Raw genomic sequence first — 26,073 nt, 5'->3', positions numbered from 1 at the left:
ACCACCGCGCCCCGCCCACCCCGTCACCCCACCGCCCGCACACCCCACCGCCCGCGCACCCCACCGCACGCACCCCACCGCACGCACACCCCGCACGTGCAGCTCCACCGCACGGCGTTAATAGGGGGCCCCTGTACTACGCCAGGCGTTAATAGGGGGCCCCTCCTTTCAGGCGAGGGTGGTGATGATGTCGGCGATGGGGCGGCGGCGGCCGGTGTAGAAGGGGACCTCCTCGCGCACGTGCAGCCGGGCCCGCGAGCCGCGCAGGTCGCGCATCAGGTCGACGATCCGGTGCAGCTCGTCGGCCTCGAAGGCGAGCATCCACTCGTAGTCGCCGAGCGCGAACGAGGCGACCGTGTTGGCGCGCACGTCGGCGTAGCCCCGGGCCATCTTGCCGTGCTCGGCGAGCAGTTCGCGCCGCTCGGCGTCGGGCAGCAGGTACCAGTCGTACGAGCGGACGAAGGGGTAGACGCAGAGGTAGGCGCGGGCCTCCTCGCCGGCCAGGAACGCCGGGATGTGGCTCTTGTTGAACTCGGCCGGCCGGTGCAGCGCCATCTGCGACCAGACCGGCGTCATCGCCCGCCCCAGCGTGGTCCGGCGGAACCGCAGGTACGCGTCCTGAAGGTCGTCGCTGGACGAGGAGTGCCACCAGATCATCAGGTCCGCGTCGGCGCGCAGGCCGGCCACGTCGTACGTGCCGCGCACCACGACGTCCTTGCCGGCCAGCTCCTCGATCAGCGACTCGACCTCGCCGGTGACGTTGTCGCGCAGCGACGGCAGTGGCGCGCTGGCCCGGAACACCGACCACATGGTGTAGCGGATGGTGGCGTTGAGCTCCCGCAGCCGGGCCGCGTTGCTCTGCTCCTCGGTCATCTCCCCGATCCTCCCAGTGCTGTGATGATCTCCTCGGCCGCCGTCTCGCCGGAGCGGACGCAGACCGGGATGCCGACCCCGTCATAGCCGGCGCCGGCCAGGGCCAGCGTCGGATGCGCCGCCCGCAGTACCGTCCGCGCGGCGGCCACCCGGTCGAGGTGGCCCGGGGTGTACTGCGGCAGCGCGCCGCCCCACCGCTGCACGTGCCCGTCGACCGGGGCGGGCAGCGGCACGTCGAGCACCGCGGACAGCTCCCGGTGCACGGTGGCCGCCAGATCCTCGTCGGGGCGCTGAAGCTGGCTCTCCTCGCCGTACCGGCCGACCGAGGCGCGCACCAGGGCCAGCCCGTCCGGCCGGCGCAGGTGCCCCCACTTGGTGGTGAAGAAGGTGGAAGCCTTGATCAACAGCCCCTCGGCGCCGGGCACCAGGAAGCCGGAGAGCTGCGGCAGCGCCGGCTCGGGCAGCGCCAGGGTGACCAGCGCGACGCTGGCGTAGTCCAGCCCGCCGATCTCCTTCGACGCCTGCGGGACGATCTCGGCGAGCAGCCGGGCCGCCGGGCGGGCCGGCACGGCCAGCACCACCGCGTCGACGTCGACGTGCTCCGGGTCGCGGGTCGGGCCGACGGTGAGCCGCCAGCCGCCGCCGGTCGGGGTGAGTTCGCGTACCGCCGCCTGCCGGCGGATCGCCGCGCCGCTCGCCGTCACGGCCGCCTCGACCAGGGTGCCCAACCCGCCGTCGAGGGTGCCGAAGACCGGCGCGCCGGGGGCCCGCGGGGCGGCGGCCTGTGCCGCGCGGACCGCGCCGAGCAGGGTGTGCTCCACCCGGGCGGCCCGGGCCAGCGCCGGCATGGTGGTGGCCAGCGAGAGGTCGTCGGCGCGGCCGGCGTACACCCCGCCGAGCATCGGCTCGACCAGCCGGTCCACCACCTCGTCGCCGAACCGGGCGCGGACCAGCGCGCCGACCGAGACATCCTCGTCGGGGCCGAGCAGCGGCCGGCCACCGTCGCGGTCGCCCTCGGGCGTCGGCCGGGCCACCGCCGCCACCTTCTCCAGATCCCCGGGTACGCCCACCAGCGTGCCGCCCGGGATCGGGCGCAGCCCGCCGTCGACGGCGAGCGCGGCCTGCCCGACGGTGGGGTGCACGATCCGCCCGGCCAGTCCGAGCCGGCGGGCCAGGGCCACGGCGGCGGACTCCCTGCCGGCCGGGTCCCGCATCAGGAACGACTCCGCGCCGAACTCCACCGGCCCGCCGGCCAGCTCACCGGTGCGCAGCTTGCCGCCGAGCGCGGCGGACTGCTCGTACACGGTGATCTCGGTGCCTTCCGGGGCACGGTCGCGCAACCGGAGCGCGGCGGCCAGGCCGGCGATGCCGCCGCCGACCACCGCCACCCGCCACCGCGCCGCCATGGCGGTCAGCCCCGGCCGGAGAGTTCGTGTACCAGCGCGACCACCCGGGTCAGCACCTCCGGGTCGGTCTCCGGCAGCACGCCGTGGCCGAGGTTGAAGACGTGCCCCGGCGCGGCCCGGCCCTGGTCGAGGATCCGGCGCACCTCGGCCTCCAGCACCGGCCAGGGCGCGAAGAGCAGGCACGGGTCGAGGTTGCCCTGCACGGCCCGGTCCGGCCCGATCCGGCGGGTCGCCACGTCCAGCGGGGTACGCCAGTCGACGCCGACCACGTCGGCCCCGGCCTCTCCCATCGCGCCGAGCAGTTCGGCGGTGCCCACCCCGAAGTGGATCCGGGGCACGCCGGGCGACCGCTCCGGCTCGGCTGGCGGCCACAGTTCGGCCTCCGCGCCGCTGGACGGCGCTCCGGACCGGGTGAAGGCCGGTCTGTCGCCGCGCCGCGACCCGGAGCAGCCGGCGTCGGCCAGCCCGGCGAGCACGGCCGTCGAGTGGGGCAGCACGAAGCGGCGGTAGTCGGCCTCGGAGAGCGCACCGGCCCAGGAGTCGAAGAGTTGCACCGCGGAGACCCCGGCCTCGATCTGCACCCGCAGGAACGCCAGGGTCACCTCGGCCAGCCGGCCGGCGAGGGCGTGCCAGAGTTCGGGCTGGCCGTACATGAGCGCCTTGGTCTTCGCGTGGGTCCGCGACGGCCCCCCCTCCACCAGGTAGCTGGCCAGCGTGAAGGGGGCGCCCGCGAAGCCGATCAGCGGGGTGTCACCCAGCTCCTTGACCAGCAGCCGGACCGCCTCGTCCACGTACGGGACGTCGTCGCGGCCGATCGGACGGATCCGCTCGACGTCGGCGGCGGTACGAACCGGCTCGGCCACCACCGGCCCGGTGCCGGGCACGATGTCCAGGTCGACCCCGGCCGCGGCGACCGGCACCACGATGTCGCTGAACAGGATCGCCGCGTCGACGTTGTGCCGGCGCACCGGCTGGAGGGTGATCTCGGTGACCAGCTCGGGTCGCCGACAGGACTCCAGCATCGCCACGCCGGCCCGGATCTCCCGATACTCCGGCAGCGACCGGCCGGCCTGCCGCATGAACCAGACCGGGGTGTGCGGGACGGGCCGGCGTCGACACGCCCGCACGAAGGGCGAGTCGGCGGGCCCGCCGGAGCCGGCTGCGTCGTCTCGGGTGCCGGTGCCCGTGGTGTCCGTGGTCATCGCGGCCATCGTGCCACGCGCCCCCTGACCTGAAAGGAAGGGCCCCTTATTAACGCCTGCGGTAGAGCAGGGGTCCCCTATTAACACTCGGCCTGCGCCGAGCGCGGGTAACACCCGGCCTGCGGCGAGCGCGGGTAACACCCGGCGGGCGTCGAACGGGGGTGCGTCGGCGGCATCGGGCCGGCGATCATCAGCGTGTCGATCGTCGGCGCGCCGTCCCGGCGCAGAGCCGAGCGGCGAATTAGGCTGCCGGCATGGCCCCCCCGATCGCGCTTCCGGACACCTTCGCCCGCGCGGTCGCCGGGCTCCGGTCCGCGACGCCCCGGCCGGAGATCGTCCTGGAGGAGGTGGGCGCGCCGCAGCGGCTGGCGCCGTACTCCTTCGCGCTCTCCGCGACCGTGCTGCGCGACGGCGACGAGGTGGCCACCGGGCGGCTGATCCTGCTGCACGACCCGGCCGGCCACGAGGCGTGGCAGGGCACCCTGCGACTGGTCACCTACGTCACCGCCGAACTGGAGGCCGACCTGGCCGCCGACCCGCTGCTGCCCGGGGTGGGCTGGACCTGGCTCACCGATGCCCTCGACACCCAGGAGGCGGGGCACCGGGCCATCGGCGGGACGATCACCCAGACGACATCGACCCGGTTCGGGGAGCTGGCCGGCCCGCCCGCGGCGGGCGACATCGAGATCCGCGCCTCGTGGACCCCGACCGGCCTGGACTTCACCCCGCACCTGTACGCCTGGTGCGCCCTGCTCGCCTCCACCGCCGGCCTGCCCCCGCCCGGCGTCACCGCCCTACCCGAACGCCGCCCGGCCACCACCGGCTGAGCGGCCGTCGGAAGCGCTCCGCGCAGCTGGCGGGTCGACACGCCGTCCCCGTCGCCGGCCGGCAGGAGGGTGGCCCGCGGGGGTGAGACGGTCCGGGCCGCGTTGGTTCTCGACCGCCTGGCCTAATTGGCCGCCAGGCTTTCTCGATCGCCGGCCTTTGACCACCGGCCTTCTCCTACCGCCGGCTTCCTGACCACAGGCTTTGACCACCGGCCTTCTCCTAACCGCCGGACCGCCGGCTCCCTGACCGCCAGCTTTCTTGATCACCGGCTTCCTGACCTGCCCGACCGGGGCGATCGGGCAGGATCGGGTGTGCGGGATCGGGTGTCTGGTGGTTGCCGGCGCTCGCGGGGCGGGCCGACACGCGGCGGGGCGGGTGCGCGCCGCACGATCCGCTCGCGCACTAGGGTTGTCAGGTGACCGACGAACCACCCCTGCGCCGTCGGGCCGCCGCAAGCCGTTCGGGAAACGACACGCAGCACCCGCCGTCGGCGCGGCCGGAGCCGTCGTACGCGGGGACCGAGGAACCCACTGGCGGCGAGTCCGTACCGCTGACCGCACCCCGTGAGGGCACGCCCGAGCCGGTAGCCGTACCGGAGCAGCTCGCCGAGGTGGTGGCCCGTTTCGCGGCCGGCACCGGGCCGGTGGCGCTGGACGCCGAGCGCGCCTCCGGCTACCGCTACAGCCAGCGGGCGTACCTCGTGCAGCTGCGCCGCGGCGGCGCCGGAACCGCGCTGATCGACCCGCTGCCGCTACCCGACCTGACCGCCCTCGACGCCGCGATCGCCGAGGCGGAGTGGGTGCTGCACGCGGCGAGCCAGGATCTGCCCTGCCTCGCCGAGCTGGGGCTGCACCCGCGCCGGCTCTTCGACACCGAGCTGGCCGCCCGGCTGGCCGGGTTCGAGCGGGTGGGCCTGGCCGCGCTCACCGAGCAGTTGCTCGGCTTCAGCCTGGAGAAGCACCATTCCGCGGCGGACTGGTCCAGCCGGCCGCTGCCCGAGTCCTGGCTGACCTACGCCGCGCTGGACGTGGAGCTGCTGACCGATCTGCGCGACGCGCTCGACGCGGAGCTGACCCGGCAGGGCAAGTCCGAGTGGGCGGCGGAGGAGTTCGCCGCGCTGGTGCGTACCGGCGCCCGGCCGCCCCGGGTGCGGGCCGAGCCGTGGCGACGTACCTCCGGCATCCACCGGATCCGTGGCGCGCGGGCCCAGGCCCGGGTCCGGTCGCTGTGGTACGCCCGCGACCAGATCGCCGCCCGCCGGGATGCGGCGCCGGGCCGGGTGCTGCCCGACTCGGCCATCGTCGCCGCGGCCGAGTTGGACCCGAGGGACGAGAAGAGCCTGCTCACCCTGCCCGGCTTCGGTGGCCGGTCGGTGCGCCGGCTGGCCCGCACCTGGCTGGCGGCGCTGGAGGACGCCCGGCATCTGCCGGACGATGCGCTGCCGGTGACGCCGACGGTGGAGGGCCCGCCCCCGCCGCACCGCTGGGCCGAACGCGACCCGGCCGCCGCGGCCCGCCTGGCCCGCTCCCGCGAGGTGGTGTTGCGGGTGGCCGGCGAACACCGGCTGCCCCCGGAGAATCTCATCTCCCCCGACACCATCCGCCGCGTCGCCTGGCAGCCCCCCGAGGAGATCACCGAACCCACCGTCACCGAGGCCCTCCGCGCCCTCAACGCCCGCGAATGGCAGATCGCCCTCCTCCTCCCCCACCTCCCCACCGCCCTCCTTCCCGCCCCACCCCAGACCCAACTTTGATCGAGGCGGTGGGCTGGGTGGTGTGGGGGTGGCCACAGTGGGGGTGGGGCGGCGAAGGTTGTTACTGACGGGTAGCATTCGGGGAAATGCCAGCGCTGGCTAGGAGGCTCCTCGTGCCCCGTGAAGTTCGGGATGTCGTCTTCGTTGACGGCGTCCGTACCCCATTCGGCAAGGCGGGTGGCATGTACGCCAACACCCGCGCCGACGACCTGGTGATCCGATGCATCCGCGAGCTGCTGCGCCGCAACCCGCAGCTGCCGCCGGAGCGGGTCGAGGAGGTCGCCATCGCCGCCACCACCCAGATCGGTGACCAGGGCCTGACCATCGGCCGCACCGCCGCCCTGCTGGCCGGCCTGCCCAAGACCGTGCCCGGTTTCGCCATCGACCGGATGTGCGCCGGGGCGATGACCGCCGTGACCACCGTCGCCAGCGCCATCGCCGTGGGCGCGTACGACGTGGCGATCGCCGGCGGCGTCGAGCACATGGGCCGCCACCCGATGGGCGAGGGCGTCGACCCCAACCCACGCATCGTCGCGGAAAAGCTGGTCGACCCGTCCGCGCTGGTCATGGGCGCCACCGCGGAGAACCTGCACGACCGGGTCCCGCACATCACCAAGCAGCGCGCCGACGCCTTCGCCCTCGCTTCCCAGCAGAAGACCGCCAAGGCGTACGCCAACGGCAAGCTCCAGGACGACCTGGTGCCGGTCGCGATCCGCGACCCGGAGACCGGGTGGGGCCTGGCTACCGTGGACGAGGCCCCCCGGGACACCTCGATGGAGAAGCTCGCCACCCTCAAGACCCCGTTCCGTCCGCACGGCAAGGTCACCGCGGGCAACGCGGCCGGTCTCAACGACGGCGCCACCGCCAGCCTCCTGGCCGACGAAGCCACCGCCCGCGAGCTGGGCCTGCCGGTGGCGATGCGGCTGGTGTCGTACGGCTTCGTCGGCGTCGAGCCGGAGGTGATGGGCGTCGGCCCGATCCCGTCCACCGAGAAGGCGCTGCGCATCGCCGGCCTGAGCATCGAGGACATCGGCCTGTTCGAGCTGAACGAGGCGTTCGCCGTGCAGGTGCTCGCCTTCCTCGACCACTTCGGCATCGCCGACGACGACCCGCGGGTCAACCAGTGGGGTGGCGCGATCGCCATCGGCCACCCGCTCGCCTCCTCGGGCGTACGGCTGATGACCCAGCTCGCCCGGCAGTTCGCCGAGCGCCCCGAGGTCCGCTACGGCCTCACCGCCATGTGCATCGGCATCGGCATGGGCGGCACGGTCATCTGGGAGAACCCACACTGGACGGAGTCCAGCCAGCCGGCTCAGCGGGAGGGTGGAGACAAGTGAGCGCGCTCGCGGCACCGAACGAGACGGTCACCAGGGCGCTGCTGCGTCAGGTGGACGTGCCGGGGCTGGACCGCCCGGCCGCCCTGATCACCCTCGACAACGGCTTCGACCACACCAAGCCCAACACCTTCGGCCCGGCCGGCCTGGCCAGCCTGGACGAGGCGATCAGCGCCGCCCTGGCGGCCGAGCCGGCGTTCATCGCGGTCACCGGCAAGCCGTACATCTTCTGTGTCGGCGCGGACATCACCGGCCTGCCGCTGCTGGCCGACCGGGCGCAGGCGCTGGAGATCGGCCGGCTCGGGCACCGGGTCTTCGCCCGACTCAGGGACAGCCGGATCCCCACCTTCGCCTTCGTCAACGGCGCGGCCATGGGCGGCGGCCTGGAGCTGGCCCTGCACTGCCACTACCGGACCCTCTCGGGCGGCGCGGCGGCCCTGGCGCTGCCCGAGGTCTCCCTCGGCCTGGTCCCGGGCTGGGGCGGCACCCAGCTGCTGCCCAACCTGATCGGCATCCCGGCGGCCACCCAGGTGATCATCCAGAACCCGCTCATGCAGAACAAGATGCTCAAGCCGAAGCAGGCCGCCGAGCTGGGCATCGCCGACGTGCTGCTGGAGCCCGCCGACTTCCTGGAGCGGTCCCTGGAGTGGGCCGCCGGGGTGGTGCGCGGCGAGGTCACCGTGACCCGGCCCGAGGTCGACAAGGACATGTGGGCGGGCGTGCTCTACTTCGCCCGGCAGACCCTGGACCAGCGGCTGCACGGCGCGGTGCCGGCGGCGTACCGGGCGCTGGATCTGCTGGAGACGGCGAAGGACGCCGACTTCGCGGCCGGCACCGCCGCGGAGGACGAGGCCCTGGCCGACCTGGTCTTCTCCGAGGAACTGCGCAGCGGCCTCTACGCCTTCGACCTGGTGCAGCGGCGGGCCAAGCGGCCGGCCGGCGCGCCGGACAAGGAGCTGGCCCGGCCAGTGACCAAGGTGGGCATCGTCGGCGCCGGCCTGATGGCCAGCCAGCTGGCGCTGCTCTTCGCCCGCCGCCTCCAGGTGCCGGTGGTGCTGACCGACCTGGACCAGGCCCGGGTGGACAAGGGCGTCGGCTACGTGCACACCCAGATCGAGAAGGCCGTCAGCAAGGGCCGGATGGACAAGGGCACGGCCGCCAAGCTGTACGGCCTGGTCAGCGGCTCGGTCGACAAGTCCGTCTTCGCGGATGCCGATTTCGTCATCGAGGCGGTCTTCGAGGACCTGAACGTCAAGAAGCAGGTCTGGGCCGAGCTGGAGAAGATGGTCAAGCCGGAGACCGTGCTCGCCACCAACACCTCGTCGCTGTCGATCACGGCGATGGCGGCGGAGCTGGAGCACCCGGAGCGGGTGGTCGGCTTCCACTTCTTCAACCCGGTCGCGGTGCTGCCGCTGCTGGAGATCGTCCGCGGCGAGCGGACCGACGACGCCACCCTGGCCACCGCCTTCGCCGTCAGCAAGCAGCTCAAGAAGTCGTCGGTCCTGGTGAAGGACGCCCCGGCGTTCGTGGTCAACCGGCTGCTCACCCAGTTTCTCGGCACGGTCTTCGCGGCCGTCGACGCCGGCACCCCGCTGGAGGTCGCGAACCGGGCGCTGGACCCGCTGGGCCTGCCGATGCGCCCGCTCGCGCTGCTCCAACTGGTCGGCCCGGCCGTGGCGTACCACGTCGGCGGCACCCTGCACGCCGCCTTCCCGGACCGGTTCGGCGTCAGCGAGAACCTCAAGCGGATCGCCGACTCCGGGCAGCCGATCGTGGTGGACGACGAGATCAACACCGAGGTGGCGAAGCTGCTGGTCGTCGGCGACCAGCCGCTGACCGAGGAGCAGGTACGCGCCAACGCGCTGGAGGCCCTGGCCCGGGAGATCCGGCTGATGCTCGACGAGGGCGTCGTGGCCGAGGCGCAGGACATCGACCTGTGCATGATCCTCGGCGCCGGCTGGCCGTTCCACCTGGGCGGCGTCACGCCGTACCTGGACCGGACCGGCACCAGCGAGCGGGTCACCGGCCAGCGGTTCCTGCCCCGAGGGGCGGCCAGCCTGGCCGGCTGAGCCGACCCGGCACGGCCACGTCGCGGTGGTCACCCGGACGGGGTGACCACCGCGACGTCGTTTCGGCCGGCGCTCAACGGATCGGCCCCGGGTGCGGCGGTGGCGGCCTCAACGGGCGAGGTCGGATGGTGGTGCGGCGTCCGCCGCCGGCAGGTTGACCGTCACCTCCAGCCCGCCACCGGGCTGCGCGACGGCGGCCACCGTGCCGCCGTGCGCGTCGCAGACCGCCCGGACGATGGAGAGGCCCAGGCCGGACCCGCGCGCCCCGGTGCGTTCCCGGCCACCCCGTCGGAACGGCTCGAACAGCCCCGGCACGTCGGCCGGGTCCACCTCGAAGCCGGTGTTGCCCACCACCAGCCAGGAGCGCTGCCCATCCGAGCCGGTCCGCACCCAGAGCCGGCCGTGCAGATGGTTGTAGCGGACTGCGTTCTCGATCAGGTTGCCGGCCAGCCGGTCCAGCAGACCGGGATCGCCGACGACCGGCGCCGGTTCCAGTGAGGTCTGCACGTTCAGCTTGATCCGCTCCACCTCCCGGCGTACCGCGGAGAGCGCGTTGACGGTGCCGGCGGCGAGGTCACACTCGGTGCGCCGGCCGAGCCGGCGACCCGTCTGCGCCTCGCTGCGGGCCAGCACCAGCAGCGCGTCGACCAGGCTGTTGGCCCGCTCGGAGGCGTCACGCACCACGGTGGCCATCCGGCGGTACTCGGCCGCGTCCGCCTCGTCGTCGCTGAGCGTCACGTCGATCTCGGTACGCATCACCGCCAGCGGCGTACGCAGCTCGTGCGAGGCGTTGGCGACGAACCGTTTCTGCGCCTCGAAGGCGTCGGCGATCCGGTCCAGCATCGCGTCGAACGTGTCGGCCAGCTCGGCCACCTCGTCGTCCGCCCCGGAGTAGCAGATCCGCTGGTCCAGCGTGGTCTCACCGAGCCGGCGCGCGGTCGCGGTGACCTGGTGCAACGGGCGCAACGCCCGCCCGGCGACCGCGTACGCGCCGACCACGCCGACCGTCCCGATCGCCAGCAACGCGGCGAGCCCCTTGGCCAGCAGCTCGCCGGAGGCCGAGGCGACCAGCTGTCGTTGCCAGGCGCCGGCGTCCAGCGAGCGGCCGTCGGCCAGCAGCACCGTCGTGCCGGGCAGCAGCTCGTCGGTGGGCCGCAGCGCGTCACGGACCAGCAGCCAGGCCAGCAGCACCAGGATCGCGCCCGCGCCGAGCAGCAGGACGCCGTTGAGCAGGGTCAGCCGCAGGCGCAGGGTGGGGCGCAGGCGCAGGGTGAGTCGGCCGCGCAGCCCGCCCGTCACGCCGGCACCGTCCGGTAGCCGGCACCCACCACGGTCTCGATCAGCGGCGGGTCGCCCAGCTTCTTCCGCAGTGTCATCACGGTGACCCGGACGATGGTGGTGAACGGGTCGGTGTTGGCGTCCCAGACCCGCTCCAGCAGCTCCTCGCTGGACACCACCGCGCCGCGCGCCTTGAGCAGCTCGCAGAGCACGCCGAACTCCTTGTTGGTCAGCTCCACCGACGCGCCGCCGCGGGTGACCGTGCGGCGCGCCGGATCGACCATCAGGTCGGCCAGCTCCAGCACCGGCGGGGCCGCCGGGGTGGCCCGCCGGCCCAGCGCCTGCACCCGCGCGACCAGTTCGTCGAAGGCGAACGGCTTGGGGAGGTAGTCGTCCGCGCCGAGCTGCAACCCCTCGACCCGGTCGGCGACCGTGCCGCTGGCGGTCAGCATCAGCACCCGGGTCAGCGTGCCCGACGCGGCCAGCTCGGCGCAGATCTGGTCGCCGTGCATCCCCGGCAGGTCGCGGTCGAGCACCACCACGTCGTACCGGGTGACGAAGGCCATCTCGTGGCCGTGGTCGCCGTCGTAGGCGACGTCCACCGCCATCCCTCGTCTACGCAGGCCCCGCGCGATCGCGTCGGCGAGGTTCCGCTCGTCCTCGACCACCAGCACCCGCATGTCCAGCTCCTCCTCGCCCCAGCCACCCGCCAACCCCCGCGGCCACCCGCCAACCCCGTGGCCACCCGCCAACCTAGTGTCAGTGGCCAAGCCGCCCCACCGCGCCGGCCGGGTCGCCGTTCTCCGCTCGACCGGACCGCCCGGCGCAGCCGAACCAGGGCGTCGATCCGCGATCGGCCGGATCAGTCGCGCAGCTGCCACACCCCGAAGGTGTCGTCGCCGCGCCGGCAGGCGATCAGGCCGTGCCGTTGCTGGCAGCCGTCGACGGCGCCGGGCAGCACGTCGATGCGGCGCGGCTGCGCTTCGGTCGGATCGAGTCGGGCCAGCACCAGGCCCACGTCGGGTACCACGCGGACGCCGAGCAGTCGGGCCAGGTAGTCGTAGCTGTCGACCAGGCCCCAACTGCCGAAGTCGGCCAGTTCGCTGCCCGTCGCCGCCTCGACGGTGACCACGTCCAGGCCGACGCCCGTGCCGGAGATCGCCAGGACCCGCCCGTTCGCGGCCAGCACGATGTGGAGCTCCTCGCTGCTGACCCACTGGACGATCCCGGTCGCCGGGTCGAGCAGGTGCACGCCGCCGCCACCGATCCGGGCGCAGAGCAGGTCGCCGCACCCGGTGACGTAGTCGGCCAGGGACAGCGTCGTCTGCCAGCGTTGGACCAGCCCGTCCAGGTCGTACGCGGTGATGGTTTTCGAGTTGCGGATCACCAGCAGCAGGTCGCCGACCACCGATCCGTTCTGATATCCGGCCAGGTCGTCGGGGGCGGGAAGGCGGTGTCGAAGCGCCCCGGTCGCCGGGTCCAGCACCTCGATGTCGCCCGCGGTCGTGGAGACCACGATGGCGTCGATCACGCCGTCGCGCTCGTGGTACTCCATCCAGACCGCCGGCACCGACGTCGACCACAGTTCGCGGCCGGTGGCCAACTCGACCGCCGCCAGGGTGGCCGGCTCCTCCAGGGAGAACGTCCGGAGCAGCACGCGCTGCGACGCGTCGCGCGTCGCGATCCCGGGCGCGCTCCAGCGCCGCTGCCCGGTGCGGACATCCAGCAGCACGGTCTCGGTGGTGTTGGTCGGCCCGACCACCCGGCCCTGGGCCCGGGAGAGCAGCACCCCGTGGTCGTCGACGGACTCCGCCCGGAAGATCCGCTGCCCCGGCGACAACGGCACCCGCCACAGGGGTGCGAGCCGCTGCGGCGTCACGGTGGCGCGTTGCGCCGGCCGGGGGTAGGCGACCAGTTCCTGGGTGCCGTCGGTCACTCCCGGCGCGGGGACGACCGTGAAGATCTGGTCCTGCGCCAGGATCAGCTCGGCGGCCAGGGTGCCGGGCAGCGTCGCATGCACCCGAGCGGCCGGTGGCGCGGCACCGGCCAGGGCCAGCAGCGCGCCCAGCGCCACCAGCCCGGCCCGCAGCCGGCGGCTGACGCTCGGGCCGCGCCGACGCGGCGGCTCCCGATCGGTCGGCTCGGTCAACTCACCGAGGTCGATCACCGTCACGGTCGTCCTCCCCGCCGCGCACCCGGCACGCGCCGACGTGCTGGCCATCGGAGCCTACGTGCTGCGGCACCGGTGTCCGGGCCCGGCCGCCGGGGCCGGCCCGGCACACGGCCCCGTCCACATGAGCCACCGTGGGTCGCGCACGGCCGTCGGGTGCCCCGCCGCGCGCCTGTACGATGGCCCCCCGTGGCCGTGCCGGTGGTAGATCCCTCGCTGAATCCCGTCTCCGCGACCGTCGAGGCGGAATCGCCGACACGACCACGTCGACGCGGCCCGGCGCGCGCCGACGTGCTGGCCATCGGAGCCTACGTGCTGCTCGGCGTCGTCGTATGCCTCAACTACTGGGCGGACGTCAACAACCGCGTCTCGTCGCACCTGCCCACCGACCACAGTTGGTTCGAGTGGCTCTTCTCGCACGGTGCGCACTCGCTGCGGCACCTGGACAACCCGCTGTTCAGCACGCAGCAGAACGCCCCGGACGGGGTGAACATGATGGCCAACACCTCGCTGCTCGGGGTGACCCTGCCGCTGGCCCCGCTCACCATGCTGCTCGGCCCCCAGGTGGTGTACGCGCTCTACCTGGGCGGCGCGCTGGCGGCGACCGCCGGCACCTCGTACTGGATGCTGTCGCGGCACCTGGTGCGCTCCCGTGCCGCAGCCTTCGTCGGCGGTGGGTTCCTCGGCTTCGCCCCCGGCATCGTGCACCACGCCAACGGCCAGCCCAACTTCGTCTCCAATTTCCTGCTCCCGCTGATCGTGGTGCGGGTGTTCCGGCTGACCGAGCCCGGCCGGTGGCGGCGCAACGGCCTGGTGCTGGGCCTGCTGGTGGCGTACCAGATCTTCATCAACGAGGAGATGCTGCTGCTCACGGCGTTGGCCTGCCTGGTCATCGTGATCGCGTACGCGCTGATGCGACCGCGCGCCGCGCGGGCCCGGGCCGGCGCGTTCGCCGCCGGGCTGGGCACCGGCGGCGGGCTGGCCCTGCTGCTCACCGCCTACCCGATCTGGTTCCAGTTCAACGGCCCGCAGTCCTACCGGGGGTTGCAGGGCGGGGTGTTCCACAGTTGGGGCGAGGACGTGGTCGCCTTCGTCACCTTCGCCCGCGACACGCTCGCCGGTGACGAGGCGGTGGAGGCGACCATCGGGCGGACCGAGCAGAACACCTGGTTCGGCTGGCCGCTGGTGCTGCTGGCGGCGGTGGCCCTGGTGCTGCTGGCGCGGCGCTCACTGGTCGCCCGGCTCCTCGCTGTGCTGGTGGTGCTCTTCTCGGTCGCCTCACTCGGCCCGGAGATCCGGTTCAACGGCGAGCTGACCGGCATCCCCGGCCCGTGGTCGTACATCCCGGCGGATCTGCCACTGGTCGAGATGATGATGCCGACCCGGCTGACCCTGGTGACCACCGCCGCGCTCGGCGTGCTGCTCGCGCTGGCCTGGGACGCGGTGGCCGGCAACGGCCGCCCGCCGGTGCCGGCGCCGCGCGTGCCGGGGGCGACGACGCCCAGCACCCGGCCGCGTCCCCGCTGGCAGCAGGCGATCGGGTACGCGGCGATCACGCTCGCCGTGCTGCCGCTGCTCCCCCGCCCACTGCCGGCCGAGCCGGTCGACCCGCCACCGACCTTCATCACCTCCGGCGCCTGGCGGCCGTACGTGCCGGCGGGCCGCACGCTGGTGCCGGTGCCCATCCCCAGCAACGTGCACGGGCTCTCCACCCTGCGCTGGAGCGCGCTGACCCAGCACGAGTTCCCGATCCCGGCGGGCTACTTCATCGGCCCGAACCTCGACGGCGAGGGGGTCTTCGGCGCGCCGAACCGACCCACCAGCACCCTCATCTACCGCACCATGGACGCCGGTGAGCTGCCCGAGCTGACCGACGAGAACCGCCGCCAGGCGGTGGAGGACCTGCGCTTCTGGCGGGCGTCGGTGGTGGTGCTCGGCGCCCATCCCCGCGAGGCGGTGCTGCGCGACCTGCTGACCGCCCTACTGGGCCCCGCCGAGCAGGTGGACGACGTCTGGCTCTGGAACGTCCGCGACCGGGTGTAAGGAAGGGCCCCCTATTAACGCCTCCGGTAGAGGAGGGGCCCCCTCTTAACACGCCCCCGGCGCAGCACACGGCAACGCGGCGGGTGGCGGGTGGCGGTGATGACGAGGTGGCGGGCTCAGCCGACCAGCGGGCGTACGTCCCAGACCAGCGCGCCGTCGATCTCCCGGGCCGGGCCGAGCAGCGCCTCGACCGTACGCCGCACCGGATCCCCTTGGTGCAGTCCACCCTGGACCACCACGGCCGCCCGCCAGTGCCGCAGGTCCGCCACCGCCTGGCGGCGGTCCGCGTCGGTGATCGGGGGCACCTCGCCGCTGTTGGCCACCCGGCGCAGCAGCACCGAGGTGGGCCGGTCGGGGGCACCCCAGCGGGCCGCCGGGTCGTCCGGCGCGCGGGGGCCGATGAAGAAGCCGCCGGGCGCGGTGAAGGCCAGCCCGGTCCGGGCCGACCAGAGCATCGCCGGGCTGCGGCCCGCGTTGGTCACCGGCGGCACCGGCACCAGCGTCCGGCCCGCCGGCACGTACGCCCGCCAGGTCCCGTCGGCGACGAACGCCGGTACCGGCCAGACCGGCACGGTGCGGATCGGGGTCGGGGCCAGCGGCAGCAAGGCGGCGGCCAGCGCGCCGGCCTGGAGCAGCCGCACCGGCCCGGTCCGCTGCGCGGTGACGCCCGCCGGCCGGACCTCCGCCGGGGACGATCTCCCGGCTGCCGGCGACGCGCCGCCGGCCCGTCGGCCGGGGCCAGCGTCGCGCCGACTCCGGTCCAGCTGGGCGATCCGGTCGAGCGCGAGCGCCACCAGGATCCCCAGCACGGGTACGCACACCAGCGCGAACCGGGCCGGCACCACGTGGTCGAGCAACGGCAGCCCGGCGATCAGCCGGTACGGTCCCGGCAGGTCGACGAAGACGCCGTCGAGGCGTACCCGGGCACCGAGGGAGAGCAGGGCGAACAGCAGCCCGCCGGCGGCGAGTGCCCGGACCAGCGGCCGGCGCCACAGCCAGATCGTGACGATCACGGCCAGCACCAGCAGCCCCGACCCGAAGAAGGAGTTCTCCTCGGTCGGGTTGGGGGCCAGCTGGCCCGGCAGATGGTTCTCGCCGAACAGGGTCTGCCGGGCCGAGGCGGTGAACGACGCCGCGTCCAGCTGATAGCCGTACGCGTGGAACGGCATCCCCCGGTAGTGCCCCGGACCGAAGAACTGGAACCACAGCGGGTACGCCGACAGCACCCCCGCCACCGCCGCGCCGACCGCGACCCGGCCGGCCGTCGACGGGGCGAGCCGGCGGGCTGCCGCGCGGTCGGCCAGCGCGTACCCGAGGGCGAAGACGCCGGCGGCCAGCGCCACGAAGAGCAGCACCTCCTCGCCGAGGAAGACCTGGTACGTCACGACCAGACCGAGCAGGACGCCGTGCCGCCACACCCGGCCGCCCGGGTCCGGCCGGAACACCAGCGCCAGGATCAGCGGCACCAGGAACTGGGCGGCCATGTGCAGGTGCGCCCCGGCCTGGGCGACCATGCCGGGGGCGAAGCCGCAGATCAGCCCGCCAGTCGCGGCGGCCACCCGGGGGGCGACCAGGCGGCGGCGCAGCAGCACGTACCAGGCGGCGGCGGTGCCGGCGAGACAGCCCACCACCGCCACCCCGAAGGCCACCTGCGAGCCGAACAGCAGCGTCACCGGGGTCAGCGGGACACCCAGCCCGAGCACCGACGTGTTGGCCATCAGGTTGACCCCGGCGGGAGCGTTCAGCGCGTCGCTCCACAGCGGATTCTCCAGCCCGACCACGGCCCGCGCCGCCCGGGCCAGCATCCATTCGAAGAGGATCTGGTCGCCGGCCTGGTGGAACAGCCGGTCCGGGCGACCCCACTGCCGGCTGGTCAGCCAGAGCGCCAGCGCGAGGTATCCGGCCAGCACCGCCAGGTCAGCGGTACGGGCCGGCAGCCGGCCGCGGACGGCGGGCTCGACCGGCCGCTCCGCCCCGGCAACCTCCTCGTCGGCCAGCACCGATCCGTCCCCCGCGCCACGGGTCGCCGCCGTGCCGGCCGACATCAGGATGTGCGGTCGGTCAGCGCTCGCACGTCCCACACCCAGACGTCCAGTTCGAGGCGGGCCGGACCGACCAGCTGCTCGACGGTCTGCCGCAGCGGCTCGGAGTGCGGCTGGCTGACCGGCAGCACGAGGACGGCCGCCCGCCAGTGCCGCAGCTCGTCCAGGGAGCGACGCCGCTGGCGATCGTCCAGTTCCGGCGTCCGGCCGGTCGTCGCGACCTCCTCCAGCAGCCGCCCGATGCCGCTCGGCCGGCCGCCGAAGCGGCCCGGGTCGCCGGTGTTGCCGTTGCGCGGGGCGAGGAAGTAGCCGCCGGGCATCTTGAAGTCGAGGTTGGTGGCGGCGGCCCAGCGCATGCCGTGGGTGTTGCCCATGCTCGGCACCGGGATCGGCACGAGCGTCTTGTCCGGATCGACGTAGGCCCGCCAGCGGTCGGAGGTGATGAACTCCGGCACCGGCGGCCGGGTGGTCATCGGCAACGGCATCGGCGTGATCGGTAGCAACGCGAGGACCAGGCCACCGGCGGTCAGCGTACGCAGGGTCCGCCGGTCCAGCGGCAGCGTGCGGCTCCGCTCGATGGCCAGGGCCAGCAGGATCGCCACCACCACGCTGGTGATCATGCCGAACCGGGTCGGCACCACCGCGTCGAGCAGCGGCAACCGGACCAGCCACTCCCACGGCCCGACGATCAGCTCCCGGTCCCACCAGGTGATCCGCTCGCCGAGGGAGAGCACGGTGTAGAAGGCGGCGGTCGCGGCCAGGGCCCGGATCAGCACCTCTCGTCGGAGCCAGAGCACGATCCCGACAGCGATCAGCGCCAGGCTCCAGCCGAAGAAGGCGTTCTCCTCCGAGTAGTTCGGGGCGAGGTTGACGTTCGCCCGCTGGTTGCCGCCGATGGTCGGCGAGCCCGGGGCGAAGTACGCGGCGACGTCGTTGCCGTAGTCGCGGACGGCATCGCTGAGCCCGTGGTACGCCATCGGCCCGGCGAACTGGATGTACAGCGGGTACGCCAGCAGCGAGCCGGCGATCACCGTGCAGGTGGCCAGCGCCTTGGCCAGCGGTCGCCAGGCCGTCGACCAGAGCGCGGGACGCTGGGCGACCACCGCGATCAGGAAGATCCCGCAGCCCATCGCGGTGAAGAGCAGGATCTCCTCGTTGATGAACGCCTGGGCGGTGACCAGCAGGGCCAGCAGCGCGCCGTCCCGGTACGGCCGGGTGGACCGGGTGATGACCATCACCCGCCAGACGATGAACGGCAGTAGGAACTGGCTGATGATGTTCGGGTGCCAGCTCGCGTGCGACAGCATCGCCGGCGAGAAGCCACAGAACCAGCCGCCCACCACGGCGGCCAGCGGGTTGCTCACCACGTGCCGGGACAGCACGTGGTACCACGCCGTGGCGGTGCCGGCGAGGGCGAGCGTCACCAGCAGCACGAAGGTGACCGCGGGTCCGAACAGCAGGGTCACCGGCACCATCGGGATGCCCAGCGCGAGGATGGCCGTGTTGGCCATCAGGTTGACCCCGTCCGGGTAGTTGAACTGCTCGGTGAAGAACGGGAACTCGCCGTGCAGCACCACCCGTACCGAGTGGGCGAGGAAGAACTGCACCTGAGCCGGGTCGCTGCTGTAGAGCGAGGCCACCCGACCGGCCGGATCCACCCAGATCTGGCTGGTCACCCAGACCGCGACCAGCAGGAACCCGCCGAAGACCGCGAGGTCCTGCCGGCGGCGGCTCCACCGGAACGAACGCCGTCGCGAAGGGACGCTGCCCGCGGTGCTCTGCTCCCCGCCGGCCACACCGGCGTCCACCGCCGGGGCGGCGGCCGGGCCAGCGTCCACCGTCGGGGCCGCGGCCGGGCGGTCTACCGCGGGCGTGCTGGGCAGGTCGGTCACGGGCTCCGCCGGGACCGTGGACGCCGGCGTGCCGGCCCGGTTGGTTCCCACCGCCGGGGCCACGCCGCCGGCATCCGGGACCGGGGCGGCGGGCAGGGCAGGGGTGGGCGGGGCAGGGGCGGGTGGGACCGCGTCGCTGGCCACGGCGGAGCGCCGCGTATTCTCACCCAGGGTGACGGGTTCGGGCGGCGAACCCGTGGCGACGTCGGATTCCGGCAGCGATGCGGCGCGGGTCTCAGCAGGCGTCACAGTCGGCGGAGTCTACCCGAGTGGGGAAATAGCCCCAAAGTCGACGCGGCGTCCCTTGTGGTCGGTGTACGTCCGCTGCGACGCAGCGTGAGGCGGCGCGAGGCATTGGCGGGACATCTCGTACTATTGCCAACCGACACGACGACCGATGCGATCGGGGGCGTAACAGGTGGCTCCAGTCCGCTGGCGCGGCTTGACGGCCACCGGCCTGTCTGCCCTGTTGGTCGCCGTCACCGCCTGCGGGCCGGTCGCCGAGCGCCAGCCACGGGACCTGCGGGTCGGCTACGACAGCATGGACGGCTCGCTGACCGTGTGGCCGCCACGCGGCTCGCTGGTCGAGGACGCGGCGACGACGGCCGCCGTCACCGAGGCGGTACGCGACTGGCGGTCGCCGGCCGACGACCGGGTGCACCTGCCCTCGTCCGGGATCCTCTTCGCCGGCGAGGTCGGCGGGTCGCCGCTGGCCCTGGTCGCCGCGTCGGTGCCCGGTCAGGCCGCCTCCTGGCTGCTCCAGCTCACCGGCGACGGCGACCGGTACGTGGTCAGCCACGCCACCGAGTACACCGATCCCGGCTATCTGGTCTACTCCGACGTGCTCCCGGTGCAGACCGCCGACAAGCGGCGCTATCTGATCTCCGAACGGGTCCGGCGGCTGCTCGGCCCGAACGGCCGCACCCTGTCGAGCACCGACGGTCTGACCGCCCCGGTCGACGTGCCGAGGTGCGCGGCGGTGACGGTGACGGCCACCCTGCGGTCCACCGAATCGCTGCCCCGGGGCCGCTCCGCCGACCGGCTGCTCGACCTCGGCATCGGCACCGCGAATCCCCGCTACCCGCTGGTCCGCGACGAGAGCGGCTCGGGCAAGCGGGCCCTGGCGGGCCTCGACACCTGCCTGCTGGCCGGCGAGGAGGCGCCGTTCGGGAGCGTGGCCCGGCGCATCGGCGACCGGGACGCCCCGCAGTCGGTGCCGGCGTCCTGGCCGAAGGCGAAACTGGCCGTGCGTACCCTCGGCGAGGTGGCCCTCGGCGGCGGCAAGCCGTCCGAACTGGACCAGCTCACCTGGGAGACCGCCGACGGCTCGATGAGCGCGGTCGTCTACCGGCCCGCCGGCGGCGGCCCGGTGGTGTTCTCCCCCGCCGACCGGACCAACCCGTTGCAGGTCTACGAGCTGCCGGTGCCGGGGCAGCCGCTGGTCGTGCTGAGCTGGCGCTCCACCAAGGACACCTCGCTGTCGGTGCCACCGAACACCACCCGCCTGGTGGACCGCCCCGGCCTGGTGGTGGCCCCCCTGCCCGACCGCAACGAGACCTTCAGCCTCGCCGCCGACGAAAAAACCCACTACCGCTCCGCCGGCTCTCCCCGCCGCTAACACCCCCGCGCTCCCCCACCCGCCCCGCCCCCGCCCCACCCGCCCCGGCCGATCATGGAGTTGTGGTGGTCCACATAACGGGCCTATCGGGACAGAACGCCCACCACAACTCCATGATCGCGCGGGACGGATGGGGCTCGGGTGCGGTCAGGGCACGGGTGGGGTGGGGTGGGGTCAGTTGGAGGTGGTGAGGGGGGTGGGGTCGACCGGGGTGGGGTCGACCGGGGTGGGGTCGACCGGGGTGGGGTCGAGGCGGGAGATCCAGCCGGTGACGTCGCGGGCCACGTCCTGGGCGGTCAGGCCGAGGTCGGCGAGGATCTGGGTGCGGGAGCCGTGCGGGTGCCAGCCGGCCGGTACGCCGAGGTCGCGTAGCGGCACCTGCACGTCGGCGTCGCGCAGGGCCTGGGCGAGGGCGTCGCCGACCCCGCCGACCCGGACGCCGTCCTCGACGGTGACCACGAGGCGGTGCCCGGCGGCCAACTCGACCAGCTCGGCCGGGACCGGGCGGACCCAGCGCGGGTCGACCACGGTTACCCCGTAGCCCTGCTCGGCGACCCGGGCGGCGACCTCCATGCCGAGCTGACCGAAGGAGCCGACCGCGACCAGCAGCACGTCGGTACGCGCCGACTCGGCCAGCACGTCGACGGTGCCGACCCGGCGCACCGCGGGCAGGTCGGCGGCGACCGCACCGGTCGGGAAGCGCACGACCGTGGGGCCGTCGTCCACGGCAACCGCCTCGCGCAGCTCCTCCCGGAGGGTGGCGGCGTCGCGGGGCGCGGCGATCCGCAGGCCGGGCACCACGCCGAAGACCGACATGTCCCAGATGCCGTAGTGGCTCGGCCCGTCCGGGCCGGTGATGCCGGCCCGGTCCAGCACGAACGTGACCGGCAGCTTGTGCATCGCCACGTCGAGCAGGACCTGGTCGAAGGCCCGGTTGAGGAAGGTCGCGTAGACCGCCACCACCGGGTGCAGCCCGCCGAGCGCCAGGCCGGCCGCCGAGGTGGCCGCGTGCTGCTCGGCGATGCCCACGTCGTAGACGCGCTCGGGGTACTTGCGGGCCAGCTTCGCGATGCCGGTCGGCTCGGCCATGGCGGCGGTGATGCCGACCACGTCGGGCCGCTCGTCGGCGATCGCGACCAGCTCGTCGGCGAAGACGTGGGTCCACTTCACCACGGGTGCGGCGGTGGCCTTGCCGGTGGTGATGTCGAAGGCGCCGGGGCCGTGGAAGCAGTCCGCCTCGTCCTCCTCGGCGGGGCGGTAGCCGTAGCCCTTGCGGGTGACCGCGTGCACGATCACCGGGCCGCCGAAGTTCTTCGCCGCCCGCAGCGCCACCTCGACGGCGGCGACATCGTGCCCGTCGACCGGGCCGACGTACTTGATGCCGAGGTCCTCGAACATCGCCTGCGGCGCGACCGCGTCCTTGATGCCCTTCTTGACCGCGTGCAGCACCTCGTACATCGGCTTGCCGACCAGCGGCGTCGAGCCGAGGGCGTCCTTGACCGCGTCGAGGACCTTCTCGTACCCCGGGTTCAGCCGCAGGGTGGAGAGGTGGTCGGCGAGGCCGCCGATGGTCGGCGCGTAGGACCGGCCGTTGTCGTTGACCACGATGACCAGCGGGTTGCCGGCGGCGGCGATGTTGTTCAGCGCCTCCCAGCACATGCCGCCGGTCAGCGCCCCGTCACCGACCACGGCCACCACGCTGCGCGACTCGCCCCGCAGCGCGTACGCCTTGGCCAGCCCGTCGGCGTACGACAGGGCGGTGGAGGCGTGCGAGTTCTCGATGATGTCGTGTTCGCTCTCGGCCTGGCTGGGGTAGCCGGAGAGGCCACCGCGCTGGCGGAGCTGGTCGAAACCGTCCTGCCGGCCGGTGACGATCTTGTGAACGTACGCCTGGTGGCCGGTGTCGAAGAGCAGCCGGTCACGCGGGGAGTCGAAGACCCGGTGCAGCGCGAGCGTGAGCTCCACCACGCCCAGATTCGGGCCGATGTGCCCACCGGTACGCGACACCTTCGCGATCAGGAAGTCGCGAATCTCGGCGGCGAGGATGTCCAGCTCGCTCGCCGACATCCGCTTGACGTCCCGGGGACCGTGCACCGTAGCCAGCACCCGCCCGCACTCGGCCGTGCCCTCTTCACCACTCATAACCGCAAAGTCTATCGGTGTAAGGAAGGGCCCCTTGTTAACGCCTGCGGTAGAGGCGGGGCCCCTTCTTAACACCCAAGCCAGCAGCACTCAGCCGGGCAGCAGCAGCCCGACCAGCTCCACGTGTCGGGTCATCGGGAAGAGGTCGTACCCGCGCAGCGCGGCCAGCCGCCAGCCGAGGCCGGTGAAGACCCGCAGGTCCCGGGCGAAGGCGGCCGGGTCGCAGGCCACGTAGGCCACGGCACGGGGCCCGGCGGCGACCACGTCGCGGACCACCCGGGCACCGGCCCCGGACCGGGGCGGGTCGAGCACCACCACGTCGACCGGGCCGGTGATCCGGCGGCGGGCCAGCGCGGTCTCCACCCGGGCCGCCACCACCTCCACCCGGGGCAGGTCGCGCAGGTTCTCCCGGGCCGCCGTGACGCCGTCACCGGCCGCCTCGACCAGGGTCACCCGCCCGGCCTCGCCCACCCGTTGCGCCAGCGCGGCGGCGAACAGCCCGGCCCCGCCGTAGAGATCCCAGGCCGTCTCCCCCGGCCGCGGCCCGGTCAGCTCCAGCACCGCGTCGACCAGGGTGTCCGCCGCGGCGGGGTGAACCTGCCAGAACGACGAGGCGGGCAGCGACCACTCCCGGCCCGCGGCCCGCTCCCGGATGCGGTCCGGACCGCTCACCATCCGGGTACGCCCGGCCGCGAGTGCGGTCACCGCGACGTCCCCACCGGTCGAGGCGACGGTCTCCACCGCGTCGGCCTCCGGCCAGTGGGCCCCGGTCGGGGTGAGCACCGGCAGCTCCTGGATGGCCGGGTGGGCGATCAGGCAGCGCTCCACCGGCACCACCTCGTGCGAGCGGTGTTTGAGCAGCCCGGCCCGGCCGGCGGCGTCCACCGCGTAGCGGACCCGGGAGCGCCAGCCCAGCGGGCCGCCCGGCAGCGCCTCGATTCGGACGTCCAGCGCGTCGCACGCGGCCTCGTCGAGGCCGCCGAGCCGGGTAAGCTGCTCCCGGACGACCGATGCCTTCCAGCGCAGCTGGGCCGCCGGGGCGACGTGTTGCAGATCGCAGCCGCCGCAGCGACCCGGCCGGGCGTGCCGGCAGGGCGGGGTGACCCGGTCCGGGGCGGCCTCCAGCACGGTCACCGCGTCGGCCCGGACGAAGCCCCGGTGCACCTCGGTCACCTCGGCCACCACCCGCTCGCCGGGCAGGGCGTGCCGGACGAAGACCACCTGGCCGTCCACCCGGGCCACGCAGTGCCCGCCGGGGGCCACCGCGGCCACGGTCAGCTCGACCCGTTCGGCCTCCTCCAACCCGCTCACCGCGCCTCACCCCGCGGCGGCCGGCCCTCTCCGGGCGGGGTGCGGACCCCCGGCGGAGCGCCCACCGGCGGAGCGCCCGCCGGAGGAGCGCTCGGTGGCAGGGTGCTGCGCGGCGCGACCCGGGGCCCCCGGACCGGCCCCCGGCCCAGCGTGGCGTCCATCCGGTCGAGATCCTTTCCGGCGGTCGAGGCGAGCTGCCACGGCACGCTGGTCACCATCACCCCGGGCTCGAAGAGCAGCCGGCCCTTCAGCCGCAGCGCGCTCTGGTTGTGCAACAGGTTCTCCCACCAGCGTCCGACGACGTACTCCGGGATGAAGACGGTGACCACGTCGCGCGGCGAATCCCGGCGGACGCCGGCCACATAGTTCAGGATCGGGCGGGTGATCTCCCGGTACGGCGAGTCGATCACGGTCAGCGGGATCGGCACGTCCCGCCGCTCCCAGTCGGCCTGTAGTCGCCGGGTGTCGTCGTCGTCCACGTTGACGGTCACCGCGGTGAGCGTGTCCGGCCGGGTGGCCCGCGCGTACGCCACCGCCCGCAGGGTCGGCTGGTGCAGCTTGCTGACCAGCACGATCGCGTGGTTGCGGGCGGGCAGCACCGGCCGGCCGTCGTCCGGGGTCAGCTCGACGGCGACCCGGTCGTAGTGCCGGCGGATGGCCAGCATCAGCAGGTAGATCACGCCCATCGCGACGATGGCGATCCAGGCACCGAGCAGGAACTTGGTGACCAGCACGATGAGCAGCACCGCCCCGGTCATCGCCATGCCGAAGGCGTTGATGGCCCGGGAGCGGATCATCCGGCGGCGGATCCGGGGATCCCGCTCGGTACGCAGGTGCCGGTTCCAGTGCCGGATCATGCCGGCCTGGGAGAACGTGAACGAGACGAAGACACCCACGATGTAGAGCTGGATGAGCTTGGTCACCTCGGCCTGGAAGCCGGCGATCAGCACGATCGCGAAGACGGCCAGGAAGAGGATGCCGTTGGAGAAGGCGAGCCGGTCGCCGCGGGTGTGCAGTTGCCGGGGCAGGTGGCGGTCCTGGGCGAGGATCGAGCCGAGGACCGGGAAGCCGGTGAACGCCGTATTGGCGGCCACGAAGAGGATCATGGCGGTCACCCCGACGACCACGTACAGCAGCACCGAGCCGGAGCCGAAGATCGTCTCGCCGAGCTGGGCGGTGACCGTCTTCTGCACGTACCCCGCCGGGCCGGCGACGATCTGCTGGCGCGGGTCCTCGACGAACTGCAACCCGGTGAGCCGGGCCAGCCAGACGATGCCGACCAGCATGGTCACCGCGACCAGGCCGAGCAGCAGCAGGGTGGTGGCGGCGTTGCGGCTCTTGGGCGCCTTGAACGCCGGCACCCCGTTGGAGATCGCCTCCACCCCGGTCAGCGCGGCGCAGCCGGAGGAGAAGCTGCGCAGCAGCAGGAACGCCATCGCCCAGCCGGTGGTGTCGTGCCACTCCGCGGCGATGACCAGGTCGGCGCTGGGCGCGCGCAGGTCCTCGCCGAGCACGACGATCCGGACCAACCCGGTGAGGATCATGCCGATGATGACGATCATGAAGCCGTAGGTGGGGATGGCGAACGCCGTACCCGAATCCCTGAGGCCACGCAGGTTGACCGCGGTCAGCAGGATCACGGCGCTGACCGCGACGAGCACCTTGTGTTCCGCCACGAACGGGATCACCGAGCCGAGGTTCGCCACCCCGGAGGAGACCGACACCGCGACCGTCAGCACGTAGTCGACCAGCAGCGCGCTGGCCACCCCGACACCGAAGCGGGGACCGAGGTTGACCGTGGCCACCTCGTAGTCGCCGCCGCCGGAGGGGTAGGCGTGCACGTTCTGCCGGTAGCTGGCCACCACCGTCAACATCACCACGACGACGGCGAGGGCGACCCACGGCGAGAAGACGAAGGCCGAGGCGCCCGCGATGGAGAGCATCAACAGGATCTCGTCCGGCGCGTACGCCACGCTGGACAGCGCGTCGGACGCGAAGACGGGCAGGGCGATGCGCTTCGGCAGGAGGGTGTGCTTGAGGCGGTCGGACCGGAACGGTCGACCGACCAGCAGCCGCTTCAGCAGGGAGGTGGATCGGGCCACAACCGCACAG

Annotated in this window: 17 protein-coding genes; 6 read left to right on the top strand and 11 right to left on the bottom strand. The window is 73.6% G+C overall.

The annotated features are described in order from the left end of the window. Positions 1-168: 168 nt before the first annotated feature. From hemQ to ACQPYA_RS08785, 3 genes are read right to left on the bottom strand one after another with little or no spacing between them, the layout of a single operon-like run. A complete protein-coding gene (hemQ, locus tag ACQPYA_RS08795; RefSeq protein WP_433532125.1) occupies positions 169-873 on the bottom strand; it encodes a hydrogen peroxide-dependent heme synthase in 705 nt (234 codons plus the stop codon). Next, positions 870-2,279: a protoporphyrinogen oxidase gene (gene hemG, locus ACQPYA_RS08790; protein WP_433532124.1), complete on the bottom strand. Its 1,410-nt coding sequence runs from the start codon at positions 2,277-2,279 to the stop codon at positions 870-872. Before hemG ends, hemQ begins: the two co-directional genes overlap by 4 nt. Before the next feature lie 5 nt (positions 2,280-2,284). Then, on the bottom strand, positions 2,285-3,358 hold the full coding sequence (locus ACQPYA_RS08785; protein ID WP_433533435.1) for a uroporphyrinogen decarboxylase: 1,074 nt from the start codon (positions 3,356-3,358) through the stop codon (positions 2,285-2,287). 377 nt (positions 3,359-3,735) lie between these two features. Between ACQPYA_RS08785 and ACQPYA_RS08780 the strand changes: the two genes are divergently transcribed. From ACQPYA_RS08780 to ACQPYA_RS08765, 4 genes are all read left to right on the top strand, one after another. Next, positions 3,736-4,308: a DUF3000 domain-containing protein gene (locus tag ACQPYA_RS08780; protein WP_433532123.1), complete on the top strand. Its 573-nt coding sequence runs from the start codon at positions 3,736-3,738 to the stop codon at positions 4,306-4,308. Positions 4,309-4,724: 416 nt separating this feature from the next. Further along, positions 4,725-6,062: a ribonuclease D gene (locus tag ACQPYA_RS08775; RefSeq protein ID WP_433532122.1), complete on the top strand. Its 1,338-nt coding sequence runs from the start codon at positions 4,725-4,727 to the stop codon at positions 6,060-6,062. A 113-nt stretch (positions 6,063-6,175) separates the two neighbouring features. After that, positions 6,176-7,399, top strand: a complete 1,224-nt coding sequence (locus ACQPYA_RS08770; RefSeq protein WP_433532121.1) for a thiolase family protein — start codon at positions 6,176-6,178, stop codon at positions 7,397-7,399. Further along, complete coding sequence (locus ACQPYA_RS08765) at positions 7,396-9,465, top strand: 3-hydroxyacyl-CoA dehydrogenase NAD-binding domain-containing protein (protein WP_433532120.1); 2,070 nt, start codon at positions 7,396-7,398, stop codon at positions 9,463-9,465. Before ACQPYA_RS08770 ends, ACQPYA_RS08765 begins: the two co-directional genes overlap by 4 nt. A gap of 108 nt (positions 9,466-9,573) precedes the next feature. Here ACQPYA_RS08765 and ACQPYA_RS08760 read toward each other — a convergent pair whose 3' ends face one another. From ACQPYA_RS08760 to ACQPYA_RS08750, 3 genes are all read right to left on the bottom strand, one after another. Then, the gene (locus ACQPYA_RS08760) at positions 9,574-10,764 is read right to left on the bottom strand and encodes a sensor histidine kinase (protein ID WP_433532119.1); all 1,191 of its coding nucleotides are present in this window, start codon (positions 10,762-10,764) and stop codon (positions 9,574-9,576) included. Then, the gene (locus tag ACQPYA_RS08755) at positions 10,761-11,423 is read right to left on the bottom strand and encodes a response regulator transcription factor (protein WP_433532118.1); all 663 of its coding nucleotides are present in this window, start codon (positions 11,421-11,423) and stop codon (positions 10,761-10,763) included. The genes ACQPYA_RS08760 and ACQPYA_RS08755 overlap by 4 nt, the downstream gene beginning before the upstream one ends. 182 nt (positions 11,424-11,605) lie before the next feature. Continuing rightward, positions 11,606-12,916 carry a PQQ-binding-like beta-propeller repeat protein gene (locus ACQPYA_RS08750; RefSeq protein WP_433532117.1) on the bottom strand — a complete coding sequence of 437 codons (1,311 nt, stop codon included), beginning with the start codon at positions 12,914-12,916 and terminating at the stop codon, positions 11,606-11,608. Positions 12,917-13,102: 186 nt separating this feature from the next. On the opposite strand from ACQPYA_RS08750, the gene ACQPYA_RS08745 reads away from it, so the two are divergent. Beyond that, positions 13,103-14,956 (top strand): hypothetical protein, encoded by a 1,854-nt coding sequence (locus tag ACQPYA_RS08745; protein ID WP_433532116.1) that lies wholly within the window; start codon positions 13,103-13,105, stop codon positions 14,954-14,956. Positions 14,957-15,072: 116 nt separating this feature from the next. Here ACQPYA_RS08745 and ACQPYA_RS08740 read toward each other — a convergent pair whose 3' ends face one another. Then, positions 15,073-17,001, bottom strand: a complete 1,929-nt coding sequence (locus ACQPYA_RS08740; protein ID WP_433532115.1) for a hypothetical protein — start codon at positions 16,999-17,001, stop codon at positions 15,073-15,075. Then, positions 17,001-18,794, bottom strand: coding sequence for a hypothetical protein (locus ACQPYA_RS08735; RefSeq protein ID WP_433533434.1), 1,794 nt, complete (start codon positions 18,792-18,794; stop codon positions 17,001-17,003). Before ACQPYA_RS08735 ends, ACQPYA_RS08740 begins: the two co-directional genes overlap by 1 nt. Before the next feature lie 514 nt (positions 18,795-19,308). Here ACQPYA_RS08735 and ACQPYA_RS08730 point away from each other — a divergent pair. Next, positions 19,309-20,508, top strand: a complete 1,200-nt coding sequence (locus tag ACQPYA_RS08730) for a hypothetical protein (RefSeq protein ID WP_433532114.1) — start codon at positions 19,309-19,311, stop codon at positions 20,506-20,508. 174 nt (positions 20,509-20,682) lie between these two features. Here ACQPYA_RS08730 and dxs read toward each other — a convergent pair whose 3' ends face one another. The 3 genes from dxs to ACQPYA_RS08715 form a co-directional block, all read right to left on the bottom strand. Further along, positions 20,683-22,650 carry a 1-deoxy-D-xylulose-5-phosphate synthase gene (dxs, locus tag ACQPYA_RS08725; protein ID WP_433532113.1) on the bottom strand — a complete coding sequence of 656 codons (1,968 nt, stop codon included), beginning with the start codon at positions 22,648-22,650 and terminating at the stop codon, positions 20,683-20,685. A 90-nt stretch (positions 22,651-22,740) separates the two neighbouring features. Further along, positions 22,741-23,961: a class I SAM-dependent RNA methyltransferase gene (locus ACQPYA_RS08720; RefSeq protein WP_433532112.1), complete on the bottom strand. Its 1,221-nt coding sequence runs from the start codon at positions 23,959-23,961 to the stop codon at positions 22,741-22,743. Next, positions 23,958-26,063: an APC family permease gene (locus ACQPYA_RS08715; RefSeq protein WP_433532111.1), complete on the bottom strand. Its 2,106-nt coding sequence runs from the start codon at positions 26,061-26,063 to the stop codon at positions 23,958-23,960. Before ACQPYA_RS08715 ends, ACQPYA_RS08720 begins: the two co-directional genes overlap by 4 nt. Positions 26,064-26,073: the final 10 nt, after the last annotated feature.

The organism is Micromonospora sp. CA-263727 (assembly GCF_050942455.1).
Lineage (GTDB): Bacteria > Actinomycetota > Actinomycetes > Mycobacteriales > Micromonosporaceae > Micromonospora.
Note: the sequence above shows the minus strand (reverse complement) of the source record. Positions and strands in the feature narration are given on the sequence as shown.

Coding starts and splice junctions, on each gene's coding strand:
- ACQPYA_RS08740 (WP_433532115.1), bottom strand. CDS start 17,001: ATGTCGGCCGGCACGGCGGCGACCCGTGGCGCGGGGGACGGATCGGTG.
- dxs (WP_433532113.1), bottom strand. CDS start 22,650: ATGAGTGGTGAAGAGGGCACGGCCGAGTGCGGGCGGGTGCTGGCTACG.
- ACQPYA_RS08780 (WP_433532123.1), top strand. CDS start 3,736: ATGGCCCCCCCGATCGCGCTTCCGGACACCTTCGCCCGCGCGGTCGCC.
- hemQ (WP_433532125.1), bottom strand. CDS start 873: ATGACCGAGGAGCAGAGCAACGCGGCCCGGCTGCGGGAGCTCAACGCC.
- ACQPYA_RS08755 (WP_433532118.1), bottom strand. CDS start 11,423: ATGCGGGTGCTGGTGGTCGAGGACGAGCGGAACCTCGCCGACGCGATC.
- hemG (WP_433532124.1), bottom strand. CDS start 2,279: ATGGCGGCGCGGTGGCGGGTGGCGGTGGTCGGCGGCGGCATCGCCGGC.
- ACQPYA_RS08785 (WP_433533435.1), bottom strand. CDS start 3,358: ATGCGGCAGGCCGGCCGGTCGCTGCCGGAGTATCGGGAGATCCGGGCC.